Origin of the sequence: Pseudidiomarina tainanensis (assembly GCF_004214835.1) — a bacterium.
Classification (GTDB): domain Bacteria; phylum Pseudomonadota; class Gammaproteobacteria; order Enterobacterales; family Alteromonadaceae; genus Pseudidiomarina; species Pseudidiomarina tainanensis.
In genome coordinates, this window is record NZ_PIQJ01000001.1 from 1532700 (window position 1) to 1554769 (window position 22070).

Annotated in this window: 22 protein-coding genes and 1 pseudogene; 4 read left to right on the plus strand and 19 right to left on the minus strand. The window is 45.2% G+C overall.

Features of this window, described 5'->3' with window-relative positions:
* Window positions 1-81 precede the first annotated feature (81 nt).
* The gene (locus CWI82_RS07515) at window positions 82-1602 is read left to right on the plus strand and encodes a putative bifunctional diguanylate cyclase/phosphodiesterase (RefSeq protein ID WP_092854437.1); all 1521 of its coding nucleotides are present in this window, start codon (window positions 82-84) and stop codon (window positions 1600-1602) included.
* Here the strand turns inward: CWI82_RS07515 and CWI82_RS07520 are convergent.
* Window positions 1574-2491, minus strand: a complete 918-nt coding sequence (locus CWI82_RS07520; RefSeq protein WP_092854435.1) for a sensor domain-containing diguanylate cyclase — start codon at window positions 2489-2491, stop codon at window positions 1574-1576. The two genes, CWI82_RS07515 and CWI82_RS07520, sit on opposite strands and share 29 nt — an antisense overlap.
* A complete protein-coding gene (locus CWI82_RS07525) occupies window positions 2488-3828 on the minus strand; it encodes a diguanylate cyclase domain-containing protein (RefSeq protein ID WP_092854433.1) in 1341 nt (446 codons plus the stop codon). The genes CWI82_RS07520 and CWI82_RS07525 overlap by 4 nt, the downstream gene beginning before the upstream one ends.
* A 121-nt stretch (window positions 3829-3949) precedes the next feature.
* Between CWI82_RS07525 and CWI82_RS07530 the strand changes: the two genes are divergently transcribed.
* Complete coding sequence (locus CWI82_RS07530) at window positions 3950-5305, plus strand: patatin-like phospholipase family protein (RefSeq protein ID WP_092854431.1); 1356 nt, start codon at window positions 3950-3952, stop codon at window positions 5303-5305.
* Window positions 5306-5309: 4 nt separating this feature from the next.
* Here the strand turns inward: CWI82_RS07530 and CWI82_RS07535 are convergent, their stop codons facing one another.
* The 7 genes from CWI82_RS07535 to CWI82_RS07565 form a co-directional block, all read right to left on the minus strand.
* Window positions 5310-6326, minus strand: a complete 1017-nt coding sequence (locus CWI82_RS07535; RefSeq protein ID WP_130203065.1) for a catalase family peroxidase — start codon at window positions 6324-6326, stop codon at window positions 5310-5312.
* A gap of 81 nt (window positions 6327-6407) precedes the next feature.
* Window positions 6408-6554, minus strand: a complete 147-nt coding sequence (locus tag CWI82_RS07540; protein ID WP_130203066.1) for a DUF3149 domain-containing protein — start codon at window positions 6552-6554, stop codon at window positions 6408-6410.
* A gap of 75 nt (window positions 6555-6629) precedes the next feature.
* Window positions 6630-7811 (minus strand): methyltransferase, encoded by a 1182-nt coding sequence (locus tag CWI82_RS07545; protein ID WP_092854427.1) that lies wholly within the window; start codon window positions 7809-7811, stop codon window positions 6630-6632.
* A 6-nt stretch (window positions 7812-7817) separates the two neighbouring features.
* Window positions 7818-8312: a SixA phosphatase family protein gene (locus CWI82_RS07550; RefSeq protein ID WP_092854425.1), complete on the minus strand. Its 495-nt coding sequence runs from the start codon at window positions 8310-8312 to the stop codon at window positions 7818-7820.
* Complete coding sequence (locus tag CWI82_RS07555; RefSeq protein ID WP_130203067.1) at window positions 8313-8801, minus strand: LURP-one-related/scramblase family protein; 489 nt, start codon at window positions 8799-8801, stop codon at window positions 8313-8315.
* A 55-nt stretch (window positions 8802-8856) separates the two neighbouring features.
* Window positions 8857-9384, minus strand: a complete 528-nt coding sequence (locus CWI82_RS07560) for a GNAT family N-acetyltransferase (RefSeq protein ID WP_130203068.1) — start codon at window positions 9382-9384, stop codon at window positions 8857-8859.
* 32 nt (window positions 9385-9416) lie between these two features.
* A complete protein-coding gene (locus CWI82_RS07565) occupies window positions 9417-9791 on the minus strand; it encodes a diacylglycerol kinase (protein ID WP_092854419.1) in 375 nt (124 codons plus the stop codon).
* 105 nt (window positions 9792-9896) lie between these two features.
* Between CWI82_RS07565 and CWI82_RS07570 the strand changes: the two genes are divergently transcribed.
* Window positions 9897-11864 (plus strand): LTA synthase family protein, encoded by a 1968-nt coding sequence (locus CWI82_RS07570; RefSeq protein ID WP_092854417.1) that lies wholly within the window; start codon window positions 9897-9899, stop codon window positions 11862-11864.
* A gap of 236 nt (window positions 11865-12100) precedes the next feature.
* Window positions 12101-12691: pseudogene (locus CWI82_RS07575) on the plus strand (EAL domain-containing protein); the annotation flags it as partial.
* A gap of 4 nt (window positions 12692-12695) precedes the next feature.
* Here CWI82_RS07575 and murI read toward each other — a convergent pair.
* The 10 genes from murI to CWI82_RS07625 all read right to left on the minus strand — a co-directional run bounded on the left by murI (window position 12696) and on the right by CWI82_RS07625 (window position 22034).
* A complete protein-coding gene (gene murI / locus CWI82_RS07580; protein WP_130203070.1) occupies window positions 12696-13442 on the minus strand; it encodes a glutamate racemase in 747 nt (248 codons plus the stop codon).
* The gene (locus CWI82_RS07585; RefSeq protein WP_233340214.1) at window positions 13439-14692 is read right to left on the minus strand and encodes a histidine kinase dimerization/phospho-acceptor domain-containing protein; all 1254 of its coding nucleotides are present in this window, start codon (window positions 14690-14692) and stop codon (window positions 13439-13441) included. The genes murI and CWI82_RS07585 overlap by 4 nt, the downstream gene beginning before the upstream one ends.
* Before the next feature lie 83 nt (window positions 14693-14775).
* Window positions 14776-15438, minus strand: a complete 663-nt coding sequence (locus CWI82_RS07590; RefSeq protein WP_130203071.1) for a response regulator — start codon at window positions 15436-15438, stop codon at window positions 14776-14778.
* On the minus strand, window positions 15439-16083 hold the full coding sequence (locus tag CWI82_RS07595) for a tetratricopeptide repeat protein (RefSeq protein WP_130203072.1): 645 nt from the start codon (window positions 16081-16083) through the stop codon (window positions 15439-15441).
* The gene (locus CWI82_RS07600) at window positions 16080-16877 is read right to left on the minus strand and encodes an SDR family oxidoreductase (protein WP_130203073.1); all 798 of its coding nucleotides are present in this window, start codon (window positions 16875-16877) and stop codon (window positions 16080-16082) included. Before CWI82_RS07600 ends, CWI82_RS07595 begins: the two co-directional genes overlap by 4 nt.
* Complete coding sequence (locus CWI82_RS07605; protein WP_130203074.1) at window positions 16874-17563, minus strand: TenA family transcriptional regulator; 690 nt, start codon at window positions 17561-17563, stop codon at window positions 16874-16876. The genes CWI82_RS07600 and CWI82_RS07605 overlap by 4 nt, the downstream gene beginning before the upstream one ends.
* A 14-nt stretch (window positions 17564-17577) precedes the next feature.
* Complete coding sequence (locus CWI82_RS07610) at window positions 17578-18984, minus strand: AMP-binding protein (RefSeq protein ID WP_130203075.1); 1407 nt, start codon at window positions 18982-18984, stop codon at window positions 17578-17580.
* The gene (locus tag CWI82_RS07615; RefSeq protein WP_092854399.1) at window positions 18978-19577 is read right to left on the minus strand and encodes a thermostable hemolysin; all 600 of its coding nucleotides are present in this window, start codon (window positions 19575-19577) and stop codon (window positions 18978-18980) included. Before CWI82_RS07615 ends, CWI82_RS07610 begins: the two co-directional genes overlap by 7 nt.
* A 144-nt stretch (window positions 19578-19721) precedes the next feature.
* Window positions 19722-21119 carry a serine hydrolase domain-containing protein gene (locus CWI82_RS07620; RefSeq protein WP_092854397.1) on the minus strand — a complete coding sequence of 466 codons (1398 nt, stop codon included), beginning with the start codon at window positions 21117-21119 and terminating at the stop codon, window positions 19722-19724.
* A 21-nt stretch (window positions 21120-21140) separates the two neighbouring features.
* On the minus strand, window positions 21141-22034 hold the full coding sequence (locus tag CWI82_RS07625; protein ID WP_165383896.1) for an aspartyl protease family protein: 894 nt from the start codon (window positions 22032-22034) through the stop codon (window positions 21141-21143).
* Window positions 22035-22070 lie beyond the last annotated feature (36 nt).

The window sequence follows — 22070 nt, forward strand, 5'->3', positions numbered from 1 at the left end:
TGGTGAAATTTTCTGCTCCTTGCTAATGTAAATTTAACCCTATTTCGGGAATGGTTTTCAATTACCGACAAGGAGCAGTATATGTCGCCGCGCCGTGCCGCAGCCGCCATAGCGTTTCTTTATTTATTTCTTGGTTATATCTGGATTAGTTTTTCAGACCGTTTTTTGCTAACTATCGCAGCAGAATCAACGTATTTAACTGAGTTACAAACCTATAAAGGTTGGGCCTACGTCACCATTACAGCTGCCCTCCTCTACGTATTAGCTTTTCGTGCGCTACAGCGCGAACGCAACTTGTCTGAACGTGACGGACTCACGTTATTATTGAATCGCCATATGTTTGAGCGCGAACTGGCAAGCGAAATTCAATATGCGTACGATAACCAACAAAATCTCAGTGTCATCATGCTCAACATTGATGGCTTCAAACAAATTAATAGCCATGTCAGTTTAGAAGCTGGAGATAAATTTCTAGTCGCCGTTGCTGGTGTATTACGAGAATCATGCCATCAGCAAGCACTGATTGCTCGGTTTGGTAATGACGAATTCGCGGTTGCGTTACCTGACTCCACTTGGCCCGACGCCGTATTACCCGTACTGCAGAAAATTCAGCGTAGGATTGAGCACATTCGCATTCCAGAAGCACCACAATTGAGTTTTACAGCTAGCGCCGGACTGGCGTTATACCCGCGTGACGGTTCAGATGCGAGCCAATTAATCGATGCCGGCAATCTAGCGTTAGACCAAGCACAGCAAACGAGTCGCGGCAGCTACAAGCTCTATAACGCTGAATTAAGTGCAATCATGTCGAATAAAGCTCGGTTGTTGTTTGACCTAAAAGCCGCTATTGAAAAGCGTCAACTGAGTGTCGTTTACCAGCCACAGTTTTGTGTCCAAGAAAACCGAATGACTGGGCTTGAAGTCTTAGTCCGCTGGAATCATCCAGAACGTGGTGTGATATCGCCGGCTGAGTTTATTCCTCTAGCTGAACAAAATAGTCTCATTTGCGGCATCACCGACTTCGTCATGCGTCAAGCTATTGACGAATTAACCGAGCATGGCTTGTTGTATCGAGATGTACAGCGGGTCTCATTCAATGTTTCAGCCGCTGACTTTAATGGTAACGAGAGCTGCGATCGCTTTCTCGCTAATCTTTCGCAGTTACCTGGCGATTGGTCCGTCATCGAGTTAGAGCTTACGGAAAGTGCAGCGTTACTTAACTTAGAAGGTGTGCGACAAGTTCTTGAGAAACTCACAGCGAAAGGCGTACAAGTGTCGCTTGACGATTTTGGCACCGGTTATTCATCGTTGAACACGCTTCGATTACTGCCTATTCAAGAAGTTAAAATCGATCAGAGTTTCGTCAAAGATATTGTCCAAAACAAGCAAGATGCGAAGCTTGTAAAGACGATATTAGCCATGGCGCAAGCGCTACATTTGCGCGTTGTGGCTGAAGGTGTGGAAACTCACGCTCAAGCGAACTATTTAATGACTGCTGGCTGCCAAGAGTTTCAAGGCTTTTTATACGCGCGCCCTATGTCTATCAATCATCTCATTACGTTTATTAAGAACCTTAAACAGCGGCAACGTGCGCAATCTTAATCTGGTTCTTACCCTGCTTTTTGGCTTCATACATGGCTTTATCTGCAGCGCGTAATATGGTTGCGACTTCGAAGTGCTGCTGTGGGTCGTTGCAGTGGCATATCCCCATCGACAAGGTGACAGGCCAATCGTGCTCAGCAAATTCATGTACTAGCCTTTCACGAATCCGTTCCAGCGCCGTCATTGCATCTTGAAGCGTTGCCCCAACATGAATGGTGGCAAACTCATCCCCACCAATCCGAGCAACTAAATCATTTGCCCGACATGTACTTTCAATCACATGCGCAATTTGCTGTAGTACCTGATCGCCCATTTCATGACCGTGGGTATCATTAATTTTTTTGAAGTCATCAAGGTCGATAAAACATACGGCAAACTCTAGTCCATGATCGCGCAAGTCATGAATTTCATCATCCAAAGCAGCAACAAAAGCGCGGCGGTTCGCCACCCCAGTTAAATGATCCGTTTGCGCTAAGATACGTTCGTGCTCCAATTCACGGCGAATTTTATCTTCTGTTACTTTTAAAGACGTGGCATCGCGCACAAATGCGATCGCAAAATGCTCTCCATCAAAATCGACATGACTCAGCATGATCTCGACATAAATGGTACTGCCGTCTTTGCGTTCACCAACAAACTTAAAACCTCGCCCCATCGGACGATTCTGTGCAGAATTAAAAAATGCTGCCACATGCTTCGCATGCCCAGCTCGAACTTGTTCTGGTAGGAGAATATCGAGAGGTTGACCAAGAAGCTCACGCCGCTGTGCGTAACCGAACATCTCTGTGAGCATGGTATTCACCATAACAAGCTCGTTGTTGCGATTTAAAATAAGTGCTGCGTCTGGAATGACTTCAATAAGTTCAGCTATTGTTCTGTGCGTTTTCATGACTTCCGTTTATTTTTGTACATCTTATGGTCAGCTCGTTGAATAAGAGCTTCGACGGTTTTTGTATCTCGTCCGAATAGTGCATAACCAAGGCTAGCAGTGATATTAATGTCTATTGCTTTATGCCGGATGGGTTTCGAAATAATTTCAGCAAGCTTGTCGCATTGTTCAACTATCACTTTTTCGTTGTCCACGCCCATGAGAACGACTAGAAATTCATCACCACCAATACGTGCGACCGTATCTGTAGCACGGGTATTGGTGAACATTCGTTGCGCCACGGTTTTTAATACGGTGTCTCCGGCTTGATGACCATATTCATCGTTCACCCGTTTGAATCGATCAATATCCACAACAACAACCGCAAAAGGCGTTGGATGTCGCTCATTAATCTGCGTTAGAGTCTGTAGCCTATCCATAATCATTCGGCGATTAGCGACATTAGTTAGCGGGTCGGCCATCGCTTCGCTATAGGACGAACGGTACCAAGCAAACAATGTAAAGAGCATGATATACAAGGCAGCTACAAATGGATATCCGATCAGTCGAATGCGCTGTTGCTCCCAGAAGTTCCCATCAATAAACGAACTAGCCGAAAGCGCCAATGTCCATGAACCGTTGGGGAAACGCACTATTTCGGTATAATCTGCCGTTGTGAAGGTCGTCTCCTTACCAAAAAACACTTCGCCAGTACCACCCTTACCATCGCGGCCACGAATAGCGACATCGTAGAATGCCGCTAAATTTAATACGCCTGTCGCTTCATATAATTTATTACTATCAATAACTAACGCAATAAGCCCCCAATAGGTTTCTGTATCATCTTGATGGCTAAAAATTGGAATGCGATAAATAAAGCCTTCGCCGCCCTGCACCAAAGACACAGGACCCGCTAGTAAGGTTTTTTTAGTGAGTTGAGCCTGTTTTACGACGTCGCGCTGTTCGGGATTACTCTCGTAGTCATACCCCAGCACAGATTCATTACCTTGCCTAGGATAAACAAAAGACACAACATTGTTTGGTGCTATAGCAAAGTTTCGAACGAAATTATTGCCTTCGACAATAGGTTGCACCATTGCGCGCCATTCTTGCGGGGTACTATCAGGGTGAGTCGCAAGATAGCTCGCGATACCCCAAACACTGTAAAGCGCGGCATTTAATTCAGACTCGAGATCCGCTCGCACAGCGGTAAATTCACTTTGTAACTGGCTCAGTTGCTCAGACTTCACACGCTCTTTATTCAACACGTGCAAATATTCTATTGCCACAAGGGCGAACAACAACGAGGCCACAACAGCAATGATAAAAGCAATGCGGCGTTTATGAGTTGAAAACACAGGTTCTCCGACCGTTTATATACTTTATTAACCATAAACTAAGCGAGTTAATTCGCAAGCTTTACTAGCAAATTTTCGTTGCACTTCATAAACTGGAGCAAGATTGAGTTCTGGAGATTTTATGCGTCTATTAATAAATGGTTTGAGTGCTTTGGTATTTTTGCAGCTAACCGGCTGCGCCACATACGGCGTTATCGATAACCAATCACAAACCGAAAATGATGCGCCGCAAAACTATTCATTGATGAATTATGATGCAAACCATTCTCGCTCAGATGACATTACCTTGGTCTTAGCGTTCTCTGGCGGCGGTAGTCGCGCAGCGGCATTATCCTATGGTGTCCTCGAAGGTCTCCGTGACACCCAACTTATCATTGATGACAAAGAAGTTCGCTTACTCGATGAAGTTGATTTAATTACTTCGGTTTCCGGGGGGAGTTTTACTGCCGCATATTATGGTTTACACGGCGATAAAATCTTTGATGATTTTGAACAAGATTTCCTACAGCGCGATTATGTTTCCGAATGGCTATATGGTTTGGCGAGCCCTATGTTGTGGTTTTCGCGCAAAGGCCGTACCGATATTGCCACTCGTATATATGAACAACGATTGTTCAAAGGCGCTACATTCGCTGATTTAAGCAAACAAGATGGCCCGTTAATACTGATCAATGCATCAGATTTAGGCGGCGGTATTCGGTTTTCATTTATACAAGAATATTTTGATCTGTTGTGCTCAAATATTGCGAGTTTTCCTCTAGCCCGAGCAGTTACCGCATCTTCGGCCGTACCCGTCATGCTTAATCCGGTGGTCTTAAAAAATCATCAGGGATGCTACAACCCAGCACAAAACTACCTAGAACAGCTTAACGAAGACCGAATTGAGGAAGCTAAGCTAGCACCGCACCTTATGGAAACTGTAGAAACCTTGCGAAGCTATAAGAATCGCGAAGAACGCCAGTATATTCATTTAATCGACGGTGGAATCACCGATAATTTGGGACTCATGGCGTTTTATGAGATGGTTGAAATTGGCGGTGGTATTGCTAATTTTATGGAGCGAATTGGCAGTAAGCCTTCTAAGCGTTTGGTGATTATCTCAGTCAATGCATCAACGAAACCGCGCTACAATATCGAGCACACCAATGCGATTCCTGATATCGAACCAACGATTAGTGCCGTTACCGATACCCAGTTACATCGCTATAATGCCGCGACGATCAGTTTAATTCGAAGAAGTATGGAGAGATGGTCTGATGAACTATCCAGCTTCTGGCAGCCGATTGATCCCTATTTTATCGAAATAAGCTTTGAAGGGATTCAACAAGAAACTCGGCGCGGATTCTTTAATCAAATACCAACGAGTCTTTCGTTAAGCGAAGAACAAGCAGACGCGTTGACCGATGTCGGTGTTGAGTTGCTACAAAACAACACCGACTTTCAACGGTTGATTCAAGAAATTAAAAGTGAACAATAAGTAACTATTGATTACTTAAACGCTGACCAAACGAAATGGCATAAGCGGCTGAACGCATAGGTAATACAGGGTCATCACTCGGCTGAATACCACGAACAACACGCATTGGGTCAAAATTGATTGGTGTGCAATCTTCGCCACCGGCTGCAGTAATGGTAATTTTACCTACATTGACACGCTCACGATCTTCTGGCCATAAAACAGAAGGATCATTGGTTGGATCTTCCTCAGCGCCAATCGTCCAATGCCAATCAAAGCTCACCTCACCGTCTGCTTCAAGTCGTTCTACTAAACGTTCGGCTAAGAATGTGGTCGGCAGCGATTTCTGTTCTTCTTGCGTTAAATAATCATTGCCCGAACTTGGTAACAACTGCCAGCGAAACTTCTCGCGCTGCTGTTCGCCGGCAACCCAAAATGCGTGAATTCCGTAATAATCTGCATTGGTATATTCACTTGATGGCATTCTGCCCTTGTTCCAATCAACAGCTGCTTGCATTGATGGGTTAGCAGCAATGTACTTCGCAATGTCCTCACGCGTCGCCTCACCACGCATAATTTTCAAGTTCCACTGCAATAAACCTAGAAAATGATTTGGCGTACTCCCCGAGAATAAAGCGGAAGTAATTCCTGCAATGTTGTGCTGTTTGTTATCTGGTAACTGAAATTGAATCCCCACGCCACGAGTGCCTTGGCGCTCATCAGCTTCTGGATTTCCGCCACCCATAGAAAAACGTAGTGTTACCGGGACTTCGCCGGAATCAAATAAAGCGGTATTAAAGCGCTGACTAGCGGCGGCCGATGGCGTGAATGTTCCTGCCGCGCACACACCTTTCGCATGAGCTTTGCGAATACCTGGGTGGACGCCATTTAATTCTTTAAACACAGCAATAAAGTCTTGCGCGTTGGCGGACGCTGGCGGGGCATAATTATGATCATCTGCATGAGCCGCGGTTGCAGTGAGCATTGTCAATGCTACCGCAGAAAGCGATAGAGAAAGCGAACTCGGAAGTGCGTATTTCATGGAAGTAACCTTATGATTAGAAGTATCATTACTTTAGCTCATCAAATACGCTTGTGCCGAGGTTTTCGATCACTGCTTTACTCAATGTGAAGATTGATTCTGCTCTGCTTCGGCTGCCTTCTTGATGAAAAATATTGCGTAGAAAACGCATAGGCCAATCACAATAGCGAGCCCAGTAAATGAGAAGAATAATACTGGGTCAGTAAAAAATTCGCGCAAAATATTCATAACCTTACTCCTTTTGTGGTCTTATGAATATCTTAGTTTTTTATCGTTTTAAAATATTGATCCACATCAATATTTTCAATTGACGAGCGCAGCACGAATTAAATAGTTTCGCGGTGTTAATTGATAGGAACAAAATTCAGCAACCGATACACGATAACCCGATTCCTTTAAATATTCGGCACGGTCGAGCACCAACATGACTTCTAACGGGCGCCGAAAAACATGCCTCACAAGTTCTAGTCGAGCAACCCGTTCAGCCGCTTGATGCCCGTCTTCTAATAGCTGTAACCAGTTCAATTTCGATGGCAATTCAAGTTGATGGTAGTTAGCCGCCCAAATCGCAAAATCTTCAAAATTACCGCTAAACCAATGCTTGCCGACAGACGGCAACGCACGATACTTCGTATCTCCAGTTACGTGTTGGTAAAGCTGCTGATAAGCCAGCCGCCATTGCACTTCGGTTTGTCGTAACCGAGCAACCCTGTCGCCGGCCGTCACTTGCCCCTGCACGGCTAACTTTAGTTGCTCTGTCGTTAACGCCAGTGAAGCGTCGTGCAATTGACGTTGTGCTGCTTGAGAAAAGCCAATGTAATCAGTTGGTTCACTCAAATGATAACAACACGGCGCAAGCATAATATCGGCACAGCGGTGTGTTACAGCTTGCTTTAACATTTCACCATGCAAATCACCACATGCATGCAACGCAACAGCGCAGTCAGCAACAGCCCAAGTGGCTGACAAATCGGCATTCAACACATCGGCGTGGATAAATTGTTGTGCAAGCTGATGTTGATGAGCTAAACGTTTCCCAATTTCACATAACTGTTGTTGCCATTCGACACTAATCACCTGACGCTGCCCTGCGTAAGCCAGCAATCGCCCAAGATGCCCCTTACCGGAACACCATTCTAAAATAACGGATTGCCGTTGTGGAACGTGTTCAATAAACGCATTGATTTGTGCCAGCTTACGTCCCCCGATGCCGTTAGTGAGCCAAAATGGTGCTGTTTGATGAGAAGGTGCTAGTGCTTGTGGTATTTTCGGAAGTGAGAATACGTCGCCGAACCACGGCCTAAAAAATTCACGCTGATATTCAAAGCTACTATCGATTCTTTCGACATCGCTATGACTCAGTTCTAACAATGCGTTAATCAAGTCTTGCGGCCACGGATAGGTCGTCAACAGGGTATTTTGAAAAGGTGAAAATTGCCAAAACTGCTGATAATCAGCAAGCGTTTGAATGTATTGCTTTAGCATTGTCTATTATTCAGGAACCGTAACAACGAGTCTTGTGACAATTAACTCATCGGCGTGAAATTGCAACATAAACACATCGCCGTAATCACGTTCACTTAGTTCGAAATCGTCACCACCAAGAAATTTAACGAGCGTCGGTACAGTGTTACTGTGACCAATCACTAATGCATTACGTTGCTCAGTTAACAGCGCCTTTGCCAAAGCTTCGCTATCGCTTGCCACATAAGTGGTTACTGGCAAATTAAACTGAGCGGCAACTGGCGCAGCAGTCTCTTGTGTGCGTTTATATTTCGTCGAGAGTACTTTCTCAAGCTTCGTGTGTTTCAACATAATGGCGAGATTATTCGCGCGTTGCTGACCTTTATTCGACAAACCTGGATCAACTTGATCAGGGACCTTCTCTGCATGGCGCGTCACGTAAATAGTAAAGGTTTCAGTTGCATGCGCCATGGCATTCCCCCCCAAAGCTAGAATAATAATTGCCAATGCTAATTTGAGCATCTAATCGGAAGCCTTTTTTTCAAGTTGCATCGCCACCATTGCTATCACGGTAAATAGCTCGTCATTCTCATTACCGTCATGGATGTCAATGCGATGCGTGTCACGGATTGAGATTAATTTCTCAGCCGCCTTAGCGATTAATCTGCCGTTGTGATTAATGGTAAACGCAAGGTCAAGTATATTCCCTTTAAACCAAGCGCTATCATAAGGTCCACCGGTAACCCAATACTCTCGTTTCAGCGAAAAAAACTTTCGCTGCAACACCATGTCTCCAAGCATACCACTGACTAAAAATGTTGGGCGAATGGCAAAACGTTTGTGAATCAATTGCGCAATCTCTTGATCATCGCCACGATAGATGCGCCAACGCCGCCTTAACAGCGAAAACTCACCTTTCGCATAATAACAAAGTTGACCATTCTCGTCGGTGATATCGATGCGCCCGAATAATGAAATAACTCGTGTAGAAACCGTTAAAGACTTTGCCATAATCGCCTCATTTTATTCTTATTTTTTGCTGCTTAGGACAAAGAGTGCCATATATTTAGGTGATTCGGTAGCGATACAAACACAGATTCTCATTGTCCGGGGTCGTTACCTCGCCATCTAATTGAAAGCCCAGTTTTTCTAATAAGCGGCGTGAAGCGGCATTACTTGGTTTAACAATGGCGTCAACGGTAGACACCTCACACTGCTGAGTAAGATACTCCAGAATTGCTTGTGTTGCTTCAAATGCGACGCCTTTTCCACGCGCAAACTGTAGCAATGCATAGCCTAAATCAAGATGCTGTAAATAGTCGCGTTGCAGCACACTGACGACACCGAGCGCTTGTTTTCGCTCCTTTGAGTGAATTACCCATAACCCCATGTAATCAAACCGATGTGGCTTTATCACATCAGATTTTAAATACGTTTGCGCTTGCTGTTCTGAACGTACACCTCGATCGCCAATATTCTGAATAAAGCTAGGATCATTAAACAGCTCAAGTAAGAATGGCGCATCGTTTAAACATACTTGCCGCAACTCGAAACGTTCGGTTTCTAGGCAACGCGGTGACTTGAAAATATACATGCGCAGAGAATTCCTTTATCTCAGTATTCGAGTCATTGTAAAAATTGTGGGGTAAATAGAATGGCACACCAGACAACGATCATCAGAACTAAAGCAAAGAATACCGCTGCCGAAGCAATATCTTTAGCACGACCGCTCAGTTCATGAAATTCGGCGCCAATCCGGTCAACCACCGCTTCAACGGCTGAGTTAAGCAGTTCCGTAATAACCACAATAAACAACGTAAAAATAAGTAATAAGCGCTCGACTAGTGATGCCTCAATCAATAAAGCCACGGGGATTAAAATCGCACATAGAATGGCTTCCTGACGAAATGCCGCTTCGTATTTCCACACTTTTGCAATGCCACGCATCGAATTAAAAGTTGCGTGAATAATTCTGTCTAATCCTGTTTTATTTGCCTTCATAGGAACCCTCTCTTTTGCAATCGCACAAGAATACTATTCATTTCTTAAGATTCGCTTAAGGATTGCCTGATAACGTCATTGTATTCTTTTACATGGCGAGAACATATGATCAAAGCAATTAAATCAGGTATGACAAGTTATCTGCCAATCATTCTATTTGTGACAAGCAGCCTCGTTGTGCTGAGTTTATTTCGGCTCGGTTATTTATTCTTGTTTCATGATCGTGTTCTACACGCCACAACACTAACAACTTACTTTTTGCTCGGATTGCGTGCCGATATTATCCAAGTAGGTTATTTCACCCTAATTCCGTTGCTTTTATTTCCTTTTTTTAATAATTCACGGCTACACCGACGTTGGTTTCAGCTGAGCTTGATTTGGTTAGCATTCTGCTTCATCGTTATCGTATTTTTAGAGGTCGCAACGCCGGCATTTCTCATGCAATACGATACGCGTCCAAATCGCCTGTTTTTTGAATACCTACTGTACCCGAAAGAAGTCCTTTCAACCTTATGGGAAGGATTTCGTGGTTGGTTAATTTTTGGTGTGATCAGTGTCGGACTGACTCTTTATGGCTTAACGAAAGCAATAAATAAAGTCTACCATCAGTGCAAGCAACGCAAGCCGCATCATGTGTCTGCTTGGATACTTTGGCCATTCATCGTCATTGTAACCGTATTAGGCATACGTTCCACGTTGGCGCATCGTCCTGCCAACCCGGCCTTTTTCGCCGTAACCAGTGATGCGATGGTCAACTCATTACTTATCAACTCAAGTTATTCGGTCGCTTATGCAGCTTATAACCTCAAACACGAAGCCAAAGCAAATAGCGTCTATGGTGATCTAAGCGATAGTGAGGTGATTCAAATTGTTACTGCAGAACCGCATTTAAGCGATGCAACCTTTCCGTCAAAGCAGTACCCAACCGTGCACTATCAACAGGCTTCCGTGACGCGAGATAAACCGCTTAATATTGTCATTATTCTTGAAGAAAGCTTGGGTGCCACTTTTGTGGAATCGCTCGGCGGAATTGCCGCAACCCCCAACCTTGAGAAGCTTAAAAACAATGGCTGGTGGTTCGAACAACTCTATGCAACAGGTATTCGTTCCGTGCGCGGCATTGAAGCTGTGGTTGCTGGATTTCCGCCGTCTCGAGCTCGCAGCACTGTCAAGCTCTCAAATTCACAGCGTTACTTCTTCACCATTGCCGACGCGCTTAAACGCCAAGGGTATCATACGGAATTCATCTATGGCGGCGAATCGCACTTTGACAATATGGCTGCATTTTTCAGCGGCAATGGTTTTGAACAGATCATCGACCAGGATGATTTCGAGAACCCACTGTTTGTTGGTAGCTGGGGAGTGAGCGATCAAGATTTATTTCAAAAGCTACATAACCGTCTTGTAGCCAATAAAGATAGCCAGCAACCAACATTTACATTAGCGTTTAGCTCATCTAACCATGAGCCGTTTGAATTTCCTGTTGGTGATGTGACGCTTTTAGAACAACCGCAAAATACCGTTAATAACGCCGTTAAATATGCTGACCATGCGCTTGGAGAGTTTTTTAATCAAGCTATGGCAAGTGAATATTGGCAAAACACGTTGTTCTTAGTGGTCGCTGACCACGACACACGCGTTTATGGCGATGAACTCATTCCACTGTCAAAATTTCATATTCCGGGCCTTATTCTGGGCGCTGACATTTCGCCACGCAAGGTCACTTCGATTGCCAGCCAGATTGATCTCGCACCGACCCTACTCTCTATTGCTGGGGTCAGCACATTCGTTCCAACCCTAGGTCAAGACTTAAGCCGAACCGATATTGCGCCAGCGAATCGGGCGTTTATGCAATTTGGTGATAACTTTGGTTGGTTCGAAGATGATCATTTAACCGTTTTAACCCTCGACAAAGGTCATCAAGAATTCAGTTACGACGCCACGAGCAAGACGCTTACGCCAAGTATGAATAGACTCAATGAAAAGGCATTACAGCGTATCCGGGCACACGCTATGTTGCCATCCGTCTTGTATGAAAACCGGATGTATTACGTACCACCAGAGCTACACTAAATTAATAACTGTTCAAAAATTGATCTATTTGAAAGATATGCCATTCTAAAACAATGACTTAATTATTCTAAAAAGCCATTGGGAATGCTTTGGAAGCGAACGTTTCTGTCGTGTTGTTTTTGTCTTATTGTCGCGGTAGTGCCGCACATAGCCTTAGCCAACAACACGACGATTATTTTTACAGGCTCTCAATATTACCCGCCACTTCAGTGGCTTGATGAGAATTTCCTTTATTAGAAGAAACTGGTTTAGCGACGCAGGTTACACGCTGGGTCATAAAAGAAACCACTGCGATGATTCAACGACTGAATCTTTGTCAAAAAGGTTTGGTGATAAGCATTAATGTTTCAACACGTGATTTAACCGAGCTCGATTTTGTCAGTTTTATGCGCAAAACAGTGACCAATATCGATCCACAATGCCTGCAATTGAAAATTACCGAAACGGGTTTGATTGACGACTCCGAACGTGCCCTTTATGTGTTATCAAAAATGAATGACCTCGGAATCAGCTGTTCAGTTGATGATTTTGGTACAGGTAACTCGTCACTGTCGTACTTAAGTAAATTCCCTGTCGCTGAAATCAAACTTGATAGAAGCTATGTGTTCGATATTGCCAACAACGAACGGAATCACAAAATAGTGCAATCAACAATTGAAATGGCACATATGCTAGGCCTATCCGTAACCGCGGAAGGTGTCGAGGAGCATGATACAGTGGCGATTTTACGCACTATGAAGTGTGAAACCATTCAAGGATATGTGCTATCGCGACCTATCTCTGAGCAAGACTTAGTCGCGTTCTTAAACACTAACCCACAACTTTAAAACGTTATAATTGGATGCCCCAATGTTGTGCTGTTTGTTTCACTGCGGCAACATTTTCGGATGCATGAATCGAAATCGACGTCTCAGCAAAAGTTGGCTCTATACGAAGATGCTGGCGCAACCAATCGACCATTGCTTCACCTGAATGAATTGTTTTGACGCCGCCCCAATAATCCGAAATTTGCTGGGCTATAAGTGGAAAGTGAGTACAGCCAAGTAACACCACATCAGGTTGCTCTAAATCAGCAAAATAATGATGTATCGTTTCTTTTAATACTGGCCCAAAAAATAATGCTTCTTCGACGATGGGAACGAATAACGGTGTCGCAATCGCGTCAATATGGTTAAAACCAAGCTCGCCGATATGCTGTTGATACACGCCAGATTTAATAGTTGAGCGCGTTGCAATAATTAGAATCCGAGCATCCTGATTGGCTAAATTCAACTGTTTCAAAGCCAAAACACCGGGCTCAACGACACCATAAACAGGCTTATTGGAAAACTGTCGCATCGCTTCTAAAGCGGTCACACTCACCGTATTACAAGCAACAACTAAACAATCAACATCAGAGCCATTAAAGAACTCGACTGCCTCAAGCGCATAGCGGGTGACTGTATTTTTGTCTTTATTGCCATATGGAACACGCGCAGTATCGCCGTAATACAACAGCTCGCTAAATAATCCACTTTGTTGTAGTGCCTTTGCAACCGTTAAACCACCCACACCACTATCGAATACCCCAACCTTCACAGATTATCTCCCCATTGAACGCGGCAGATAAAATACTGTTGTTGATGACTAAACTCAACTGAAACACCCAGTTGACGAGCAAGGTTTTGCACAATACTTAAACCTAACCCAGCCCCCTGCACATCGAGGTGTTTCCCACGATAAAAACGCTCGCTCAAACGCTCTACGTCAACACGATGATCTTCAACAATCGCGTTCTTAATCTGTAACGAATCAGCTTTTAAGGTGATTTCAATACGGGTGTGTTGAGGCGAATATTTGATCGCATTATCAATGAGGTTAGCAAGCAATACGCGCCAATAATCTAGGTTGCCATCAACAGTCAGTAACTCGGGCAAATCCACATCAAAGGTCAACCCCTTTGCCTCTGCAAGAGCATAATACTCAGCAATTATTTGACGTACCTCTTTGGCTATGTTCACTTTTTCGATTTGTGTCGGTGGTAATTCTGCCCGCGACAAAAGTAATAAACTTTCCACCAGCTGAATCAAACGATCAGTGCTGTAAAGTAAATTTTTTAATTGGTCTTGTTGCGGTTGTTCTTTGCTGGATATTAAGTTCTGCAAGCTTGCTTTTAAACTCGCAAGAGGAGTTCTTAATTCATGAGCGGCATCGGCTGAAAATCGCTTCTCCCGGTGGAACGTTTGTTCAATGCGCCCCAAATAGTAGTTCAAAGCCTGTTTAACAACCGCCACCTCTTCATCATCGTTGGCTGGTTCTATGGCACTATAATCATCTGGCCGCCGTTTTCGTAAGTGACTCGCCAAGCGTTGAAAACTGACAAAGCTTTGATTGATTGTCCACCAACCTAACCACAACATCATTGGGAGTAAAATCAAAACAGGCACTAAAGTATCTGTCGCAAGATCACTGCGTAGTTCAGAGCGGAAGCTATCTTCTTGTAACAGCAGCACATGGTAATTGCCTGAGTTCATTCCGAATGCGTGCCAAATTTCACCATCTAAATGAATCGTGCTGAAACCGAGTTTAAATGGAACTTGCTGTTGTGATGGTGCGCCGAGCGTTCGAATTGACCATTCCGAATCGAGGTCCACAATTCGGTAGGACAATTTGTCTTCATATTCATGATTACTCACATCACCCAGAATACGTGAGCCGAGATCAAGATGTTGTTCGGTTAGATGCTCTGGTAAAAATGCGGCTAGCGTTTTTGCCTGCTGCACCATTTCTGCATCAAACAATTCGTCAACTTCATGGCTAACCTCGTAATAGATCCATATCGCAGACAAGCCTGAACTGATTAAATAAACGGCCGATACGAATACGAGGATTCTGCGTCGAATTGAACGGAATTTTTTTCTTAACCGCGAGATTAATTGCATTTTAAGCGATATCCGATGCCGCGAATGGTTTCAATCCATTCTTTATGTCCTAATTTACGTCGCAAGTTAGAAACATGTACCTCAAGCGCGTTGCTTTCAATGTCCGATTCACTTTGAAATACCGCCTGCTCAAGCCTGTCTCGGCTTAAAACACGCTCAGGAGCTGACATCATGGCTTTTAGTAACTCAAATTCACGGCGCGATAAACTGATTGGTGCTCCGGAAACGGTAACCTCTCTTGTGTTGATATTAAGCTGCAAAGGTCCAACCTGCATGTCTGAGGATGCCTGGCCAATTCGCCGCCGGCATAAAGCCCGCAAGCGCGCAGCAAGTTCATTCATATCAAACGGCTTAGTGAGATAATCATCCGCCCCAGCGTCTAGATGAGCTATTTTGTCGTGAACATGTTCACGTGCGGTCAATACTAGTATTGGAATCGTTCCACCGCGTTTACGTATGCTGCTCAGGACACGCGTACCGTCGAGATCCGGAAGACCAAGATCAAGGATCATGGCGTCGTATTCGTTATGGTTAAGTTCAGAAATCGCAGCCCCTCCCGTTCGTACCCAATGTACCGAGAAGTCTCGGTCAGACAGTCCAAGTTGGACCGCCTGACCCAGTAGTGCATCATCCTCAACCAGAAGAACCCGCATTTAACCTACCTTTTTTCCTATTTTGGCTAGCAACGCTTCAACTTCAATGCGTCGCTGCGCATCCGCTAACGGCCGTTGTGGCCGAGGTGCAGCTGCTAATGCGCGCTGAGCAAACTGCTGTGCTCGCGTATATTTTCCTTCTTCATACAAATAGTCGGCGTAAAAGTAGTTGGGGTCAATACCATCGGGGTTAATCTCGAGTGCCTTTAGCAATAATTCTTCAGCTTTTTCATCATCACCGAAGCCGAGTGGCCAACCAGGCACTTTATAATACAACGTACCAAGACTGCCATATGCTGAGCCTTGTAAAGCGCTAGCATCTAACTTCAGTGCATACTCAAGCGATTTGCGGGCATCTTTTGCTAAACCTAACGCACCCAAGCCACCTTTAGCACCAGCAAATGTGCTTTGCACAATACCACGCCAAATAAATGCTTCCGCATTATTGGGTTCAGCATCAGTCCAAGCTTTCGCTTCATTTAACAACGCTTCGAAAGCATCCTCTTGGGCATCGCCCTGTAAGGTATAATTCACTTCTGCCCAACGAGTTTGAATCTGACTTAAGGTTGCTTCGTCGGCATACGCTGATGACGCCAACACAGTTAGCGCCAAACCTAAACCATTAATATATGATTTTACTTTCATGATGCGGCTCCTTTAGTGAGCTGTTTAAGTAGTAAACGAGGTTTTTTCATGGCTCCGTCGACAATCCCAGGGAGGATTCCATTTAAACGAACCAAAAGCTTTTCTGGCCAACCAATTGTGGTATTGGCATGCCCCTTTTCTATTTGCCGTAAGGCAAGTTGTGCAACAACTTCCGGCGTATCTTCAGTAGTTTTTAATGCACGATTCATTGCGCTCATCAAGCCATCATTCATTGATGTAGCAATCGCTCGCGGCGCACAATAAAAAACTTTTGCCTCCGTTTGTTCGCGCTCACGTTGCAATCCTTGCGTAAATCCCCGCATGCCAAATTTAGAGGCGTTGTAAAGCGTTTGCCCAGGGAATCCTATCGCGCCAAACACCGAGCCAATATTTAAGACCCAACCAAAATTTGGCAACTGCGGTAACACCAGCTGCGTTAACTGCATCGGACGGATCAGATTGGTTCGAATAACGGTTTCAATATCGGCCCCAGAGACTGACTCAAATGGCCCGACGACGGTAATGGCAGCATTATTAATAAGCGCTGTTACCGGCCGTTCGTGCTGAGCTTGCATATACGCATCAACAACTTCGAGAAAGTCATCCGCTAAAACATCAGCCACTAACAACGGCTGCTGTAGAGATTCCGCCAACGGCTCAAGTTTCTTGAGGTTACGACCAACTAGTGTTACCCGAGCACCTTTGGCGGTGAGTTGACGAGCAAGTTCCTGTCCTAGACCGCCAGTAGCTCCGGTTAGCAACACATGTTGATTACGCCAATTCACCGTGTTCATGATGCGAGCTCATGAATTTCGCTTACTGGCTCAGCAGCTAGCTCCGGTATAGCCCGGAACATATCGCCATATAACCGATAAACATGTTTTGCTGTCGTAATAATGGCTTGTTGCGCGGCTTCGTCGGTCACCTTGTTCATCAGCGTTTCAAAAAACTCGACATGTTCTAGGTCAAGGTCGCCGTGTGATAACAAGTAACTGAAAGCTGTGTCTGGAAGCTTCAGATTCTCTTTAATTTTGCCGGCTACTTGAGTTGCCAACTTCACGCTCGTACCCTCAAGTACATGTGCCATGCCAAAGAACGACGCTGGATGAACATCATCAATGCGATGGTAAACCAAGGCGACCATTGCCGCGGTGGACGTGTGTGCTTCACTCTGCTCGACAACTTTGGGTTGCAAGCCCGTGGCTTTAAGATCATTCAGAATCCAGCGCTCATGACCATACTCTTCATTGATATATTCAATGATGGCGCGACGCATCCACTCTTGCTGATGAGAAATACGGCTTCCAGCACGCATCAATAAAGGCGTCGTATGTTTAACGTGATGAAATGCTTGGGTCAGAAAAGCCTGGTATTGAGCAAGGCTAATGCGGCCAGCCAAAGCATCAGCGATGATTGGTGCGCTGAGCAAATATTGTTTTTCTGCTTTAGTTGCTTCGCATAGTTGATTGAAAAATGACATAAATATACCTCTCGCTACGTTGCGCTGGAGAAAAGAATTGGCTCAAAATTTGTTCGAATGACGTCACGACGTAATCGACCGGTGCCGGTTAATTGTTCATTTGCTACCGAAAAAGGCGTGGTCAACACCTTGTAGTCTTGAATGTGTGCATAATCCGGAAGTGCGCGATTCACGCGTTCAATAATTGTCGCTGCATCACTAGTTTTATCGCGCAATACCAAGAGTGCTGTTAAGGGAATTTGTTCATCCCCCAGTACCGCCACTTGCAACACTTCAGGTTCAAGCGCGAGCAGTCCCTCAAGCCATTCAGGATCAACATTGCGACCAAAAGCCGTCACAATCGTGTTCTTTTTACGGCCGAGAATGTGGAGATTGCCATGCGCATCAAACTGCCCCCAGTCACCGGTGGGTAGCCCTTTGGGATACCAGCTTTCGGGTTGATTGAGGTAGCCTAGCATGCAGTTACCTGACACCCAGATTTCATTGTCTTTCAGCTCAACTTTGGCATGGGGTAGTGGCTTCCCGACGCTTCCTAGCACGCTGTTATTGGGCTTGTTAAATGCCACAACAGAACCAAACTCAGATAGGCCATAGCCCTGCACCACAGGCAAACCCAATTGATACGCCTTTTGTTCAAGCGGCTCAGGCAAACGTGCACCACCCACGGCTAATAATTTGAATTGAGTCGCTTCGAGATAATTCGAACTCACGCCCTGAACAACTGCGCCTAATAGCGCCGGTGTTAGAATGAGACTCTGGGGTTGATAATGATTCAGCGCTTGGAAAAAAGCCTGACCGTTGAGGCCCGACGAACCTTTTAAACCTAACTCATCGGAAGACGGCAACACTACTTCATGGCCAAGCCATAAACTTAAATAAACGCCCGCCACGTTCTCCAACAACACCGCTAACGGCATGATGACCAAGTGACGTTGCGTCGCAACATCGCCAACGCGCTCTGTTAACGCGCCAACGGTGTTAAATAGATTATCGGTAGACAGGCAAACACCCTTTGGCGCTCCTGTACTACCCGACGTATAAGTAATTTTTGCCGTATGTAGCGGTAACTCTGGAATAGTTGTTGGTGCAAGAGGCTGTAATTTGCCGTTACCTAGCACAACAACATCAGCGCCACTGTCACGTAATACATTGATGCGTTGCTCAGGCGTGAAGAATGGCGGTATCGGGATACATACACGCTGGCAAAACATAATCGCGAGATCATAAATCACCCAGTTCACGCTATTGCTCATATCCAGCGCAAAACGTTGATAAGAAGTTTTATTGATCACCTCAATTAACTGCGATAACTGCTCTGCAAGTTGCACATAGGTTAACTGCATGTTGCCATCAACAAGTGCTAACTGTTCTGGATTCGCTGTAGCGTGAGCGTCAAGCCGCTGTTGGAATTGCTTTAACATGCAATCGACTCCAACAAACTAAAGCTGGCCTTGGTCGATTCAAGCGGAGCCTGTAAAAACTTCCCCTGAGCGACCCACCCAGCAAAAACCATCGGTTCATGCTGGTAATAATCGCCCCAAATCGACTGTAACTCAGTTGGCAGAGCTGACTCTTTAGCCTGCGCCAAGATGGTCAACTTCACGCCCGACCGCGCCAGTTTCAAGTTTAAGTAACGTGTTGCAGTGAATACCGCCACTTCACGCCGCAAGTCTTTTAGGGCGCTAACAATTGCACTAAAAAGTAACTGCAGATACACCGCAGATGTTGCGGCCATCGACCCGACTTCTGCAATCTTGTCCCGGGTTGGCATCGCTTTATGCGCAACCTGATAAGACTCGACCGGGTTCGTTAAATAGTATTCCGAGAACAAGGCGCGTTGCTCGGCAAGCTGAATGCCGCAAGCGGCGACAATCGCGTTATCTTCAAAAACCACCAACAGCATTTCAGGAAGGTTTTGTAGACAAGCTTTAAAGCTTATCCAATAACGCTCACAAATGAATTGTTCAACTTCGCGACGAAGCGTGTGAGAACGGTTTATAAGTTCGTACTGCATGAGCGACTCCTGCTTAAAGCAATAGATGCTGTTTAGTCATGCAGTAAGATTAGAGGGGGAAGCTTAAGGAATTCTTAAAGAAGGAAAGATAACGCTGTATTACGGCAACGCAGAAAGGTTCCCTGCGTTGCCATTTTTTTCAAGTTATTTAAGTGCCGCAAGAACATCGCGCACAAAATCGTGTTCGCTAAAGCCGGCTTCGCCAGCGATATCATAGCCACGCCGCACAACAACTAGGTTCTTACTCGGGATAATCACCAAGTACTGCCCACGATTACCACGAGCGGCTATGGTGTCATTCGGTAAATCAGGGAAGCGTTCATTATATAGCCACCACTGCGCACCATAACCCGGTGAACCTGTCGCAGGCTGAGCCGGCGCCGCTTCACTAATATAGCTTAACCAGTTTTCAGGCAAAATACGTTCGCCCTGCCACATGCCATTTTGTAAGTGCAATACCCCTAACCGCGCAAGGTCACGAGCCGTTGTCCACACTTGTGACGACATAATAAAATCATCATTCCAATCGGTTTCCAAAAACGTATGTTGCATGCCGATTTTGTCGAGTAACATCTCATACGGAAATTTCAGATAATCATTAGCATTGTCGAACCCTTCGCGCACGGCGCGCATGGCTAGCATGGTATCGTTATTCGCATACTTCCAACGCGAGCCCGGCGTTACTTCAAGTGCGGTCGTTGCCGCAGTATCAACAACGCGACCTCCCCCCATATAGACACGGTCAGTACGATTCCCTGCCGCGTTACTATCTAGGCCAGAAGCCATGTGCAATAAATTTTCGAGGGTAATATGACGGCGAGGGTCTAACTCAGATTGCCAATTTTCAATGGTTGCAGGCGCTTTAACATCAACATCGCGATGCAATACGGCTGCACCAACCACACTGGCCGCAATGCTTTTAGCTACCGACCACGTACGTTGCGAAGTTTCTGGTGTAAAACCATCAATATAGTTCTCGGCAATAATCTTTTCAGGTGTAGCAATCAAAATCGCGGTGGTGCGAGCGCCAGCACCATAGTGTTTTGAAAAGGCCTTTTGAATCACCCCATCAAGCTCTAAATTTCCGGTGACATGATTCACCGGTTGGCGCTCACGCCAAGGTTCACCTTTGTCTTTCGTAACTTCTTGGTTGGTAAAAGGTCGCGATACCTTAGCGGCGTCAGCAATGGTAGCCCCGACTGGAAGGTCAACACATCCTAAGCGATCACGCCACACCGATATGCGCTCGCGAGCGCCATCGTCGTATGCCACCCGCACCCATTTATTGTCACGATCAATATAACGATTTAGAGAGGAACTTAAGTCAGCAACTCTATCGGCAATAAGCGGATAAATGCCGGTTAACTCATGTTCACGAATAGCCGCTTCAGATTTATTCGCGTTAAATACTGCGCTACAGGTATAACCTGCAACATAGCCTGCCGCGTACGCATTAAGAGTCGTTTCTGTTTCTTGAGCCTGTGCATGGTTGACGGCTAAAGCCAACAATAAAACAGAAGACGTTAATATCTTTGTACGCATAAACCTACCTCTAGAATTAAATTACTCGGCGTAAATGTGACCACGTCCGAATTTATAATCGATGGTCAAAATAAAGTGTTGTAACACGTCATAACCAATTAAGCCGTCGACACGAACACTGCCAATGCGGGTATTCAGCTCATCTTCAGCTTCACCAAACTTTGCATTAACACCGGCTTCTGGCACCGTAATACCAACGTTTTCTAGTTCGAACGGACCAAAGCTTAACGTTGGAATTCGAAACATCTCAACATTACCCGTTGTATTCACGCCGCGTGAAATACCTTGCACGACTGGAAATTTCGTTAACCAGTCATGCTTTTCTGCAACTTCACGACTGAGATAGACACCACTGGTACTGCCGGTATCAAGAATCAGCCAAACTTCAGTTTCACCATTCAGTTCGACTTTAACAATCGGGTCACCAATACCTCGGCGTGGGCGCATCGGTAAGTTTTTGACATTGGCCATATCGATCGAGTCATGATCAATAAACCGCATCCGACTATTGGGATAATCGAACTGCAGCACATATTGTTCAAGCACCGGTGAACCAAGAATAATAGCAGTATCCTCGCCACCAAAGTTCAACTCAACATAATCTAACGCAAGTTTTTGTCCAAACATCTCAGTTTGAATATCTCGATAAGCGGTGCGCTCTTGGGTACCGTGCACGCCTTGAATTTTGATTTTACCGCGATGCTGTTTTGGCGAAATACCATGCTTTTCGAGAAATGCTTGGTTAATACCGTTGATATTGGCGCCCGAGTCCATAATCGCCCAACCTTCAACGCCTTCAACCAGGACTTTGACACGAATATGGCCGCTTTCGTGCTCAAAAGGCACCCATGCGGATACACCAGCTACTGCTGATGTTGAAAGAAAGAATCCAATGATTAGTAGTAATTTGCGCACAACGAGCATCCCATTTTGTTGTTTTTATCAACAGGA

Bases quoted from the DNA above. Each gene is read 5' to 3' on its own strand.
- CWI82_RS07515 (WP_092854437.1), top strand. From the start codon at position 82: ATGTCGCCGCGCCGTGCCGCAGCCGCCATAGCGTTTCTTTATTTATTT.
- CWI82_RS07520 (WP_092854435.1), bottom strand. From the start codon at position 2,491: ATGAAAACGCACAGAACAATAGCTGAACTTATTGAAGTCATTCCAGAC.
- CWI82_RS07530 (WP_092854431.1), top strand. From the start codon at position 3,950: ATGCGTCTATTAATAAATGGTTTGAGTGCTTTGGTATTTTTGCAGCTA.
- CWI82_RS07535 (WP_130203065.1), bottom strand. From the start codon at position 6,326: ATGAAATACGCACTTCCGAGTTCGCTTTCTCTATCGCTTTCTGCGGTA.
- CWI82_RS07540 (WP_130203066.1), bottom strand. From the start codon at position 6,554: ATGAATATTTTGCGCGAATTTTTTACTGACCCAGTATTATTCTTCTCA.
- CWI82_RS07545 (WP_092854427.1), bottom strand. From the start codon at position 7,811: ATGCTAAAGCAATACATTCAAACGCTTGCTGATTATCAGCAGTTTTGG.
- CWI82_RS07550 (WP_092854425.1), bottom strand. From the start codon at position 8,312: ATGCTCAAATTAGCATTGGCAATTATTATTCTAGCTTTGGGGGGGAAT.
- CWI82_RS07555 (WP_130203067.1), bottom strand. From the start codon at position 8,801: ATGGCAAAGTCTTTAACGGTTTCTACACGAGTTATTTCATTATTCGGG.
- CWI82_RS07560 (WP_130203068.1), bottom strand. From the start codon at position 9,384: ATGTATATTTTCAAGTCACCGCGTTGCCTAGAAACCGAACGTTTCGAG.
- CWI82_RS07565 (WP_092854419.1), bottom strand. From the start codon at position 9,791: ATGAAGGCAAATAAAACAGGATTAGACAGAATTATTCACGCAACTTTT.
- CWI82_RS07570 (WP_092854417.1), top strand. From the start codon at position 9,897: ATGATCAAAGCAATTAAATCAGGTATGACAAGTTATCTGCCAATCATT.
- CWI82_RS07590 (WP_130203071.1), bottom strand. From the start codon at position 15,438: ATGCGGGTTCTTCTGGTTGAGGATGATGCACTACTGGGTCAGGCGGTC.
- CWI82_RS07595 (WP_130203072.1), bottom strand. From the start codon at position 16,083: ATGAAAGTAAAATCATATATTAATGGTTTAGGTTTGGCGCTAACTGTG.
- CWI82_RS07600 (WP_130203073.1), bottom strand. From the start codon at position 16,877: ATGAACACGGTGAATTGGCGTAATCAACATGTGTTGCTAACCGGAGCT.
- CWI82_RS07605 (WP_130203074.1), bottom strand. From the start codon at position 17,563: ATGTCATTTTTCAATCAACTATGCGAAGCAACTAAAGCAGAAAAACAA.
- CWI82_RS07610 (WP_130203075.1), bottom strand. From the start codon at position 18,984: ATGTTAAAGCAATTCCAACAGCGGCTTGACGCTCACGCTACAGCGAAT.
- CWI82_RS07615 (WP_092854399.1), bottom strand. From the start codon at position 19,577: ATGCAGTACGAACTTATAAACCGTTCTCACACGCTTCGTCGCGAAGTT.
- CWI82_RS07620 (WP_092854397.1), bottom strand. From the start codon at position 21,119: ATGCGTACAAAGATATTAACGTCTTCTGTTTTATTGTTGGCTTTAGCC.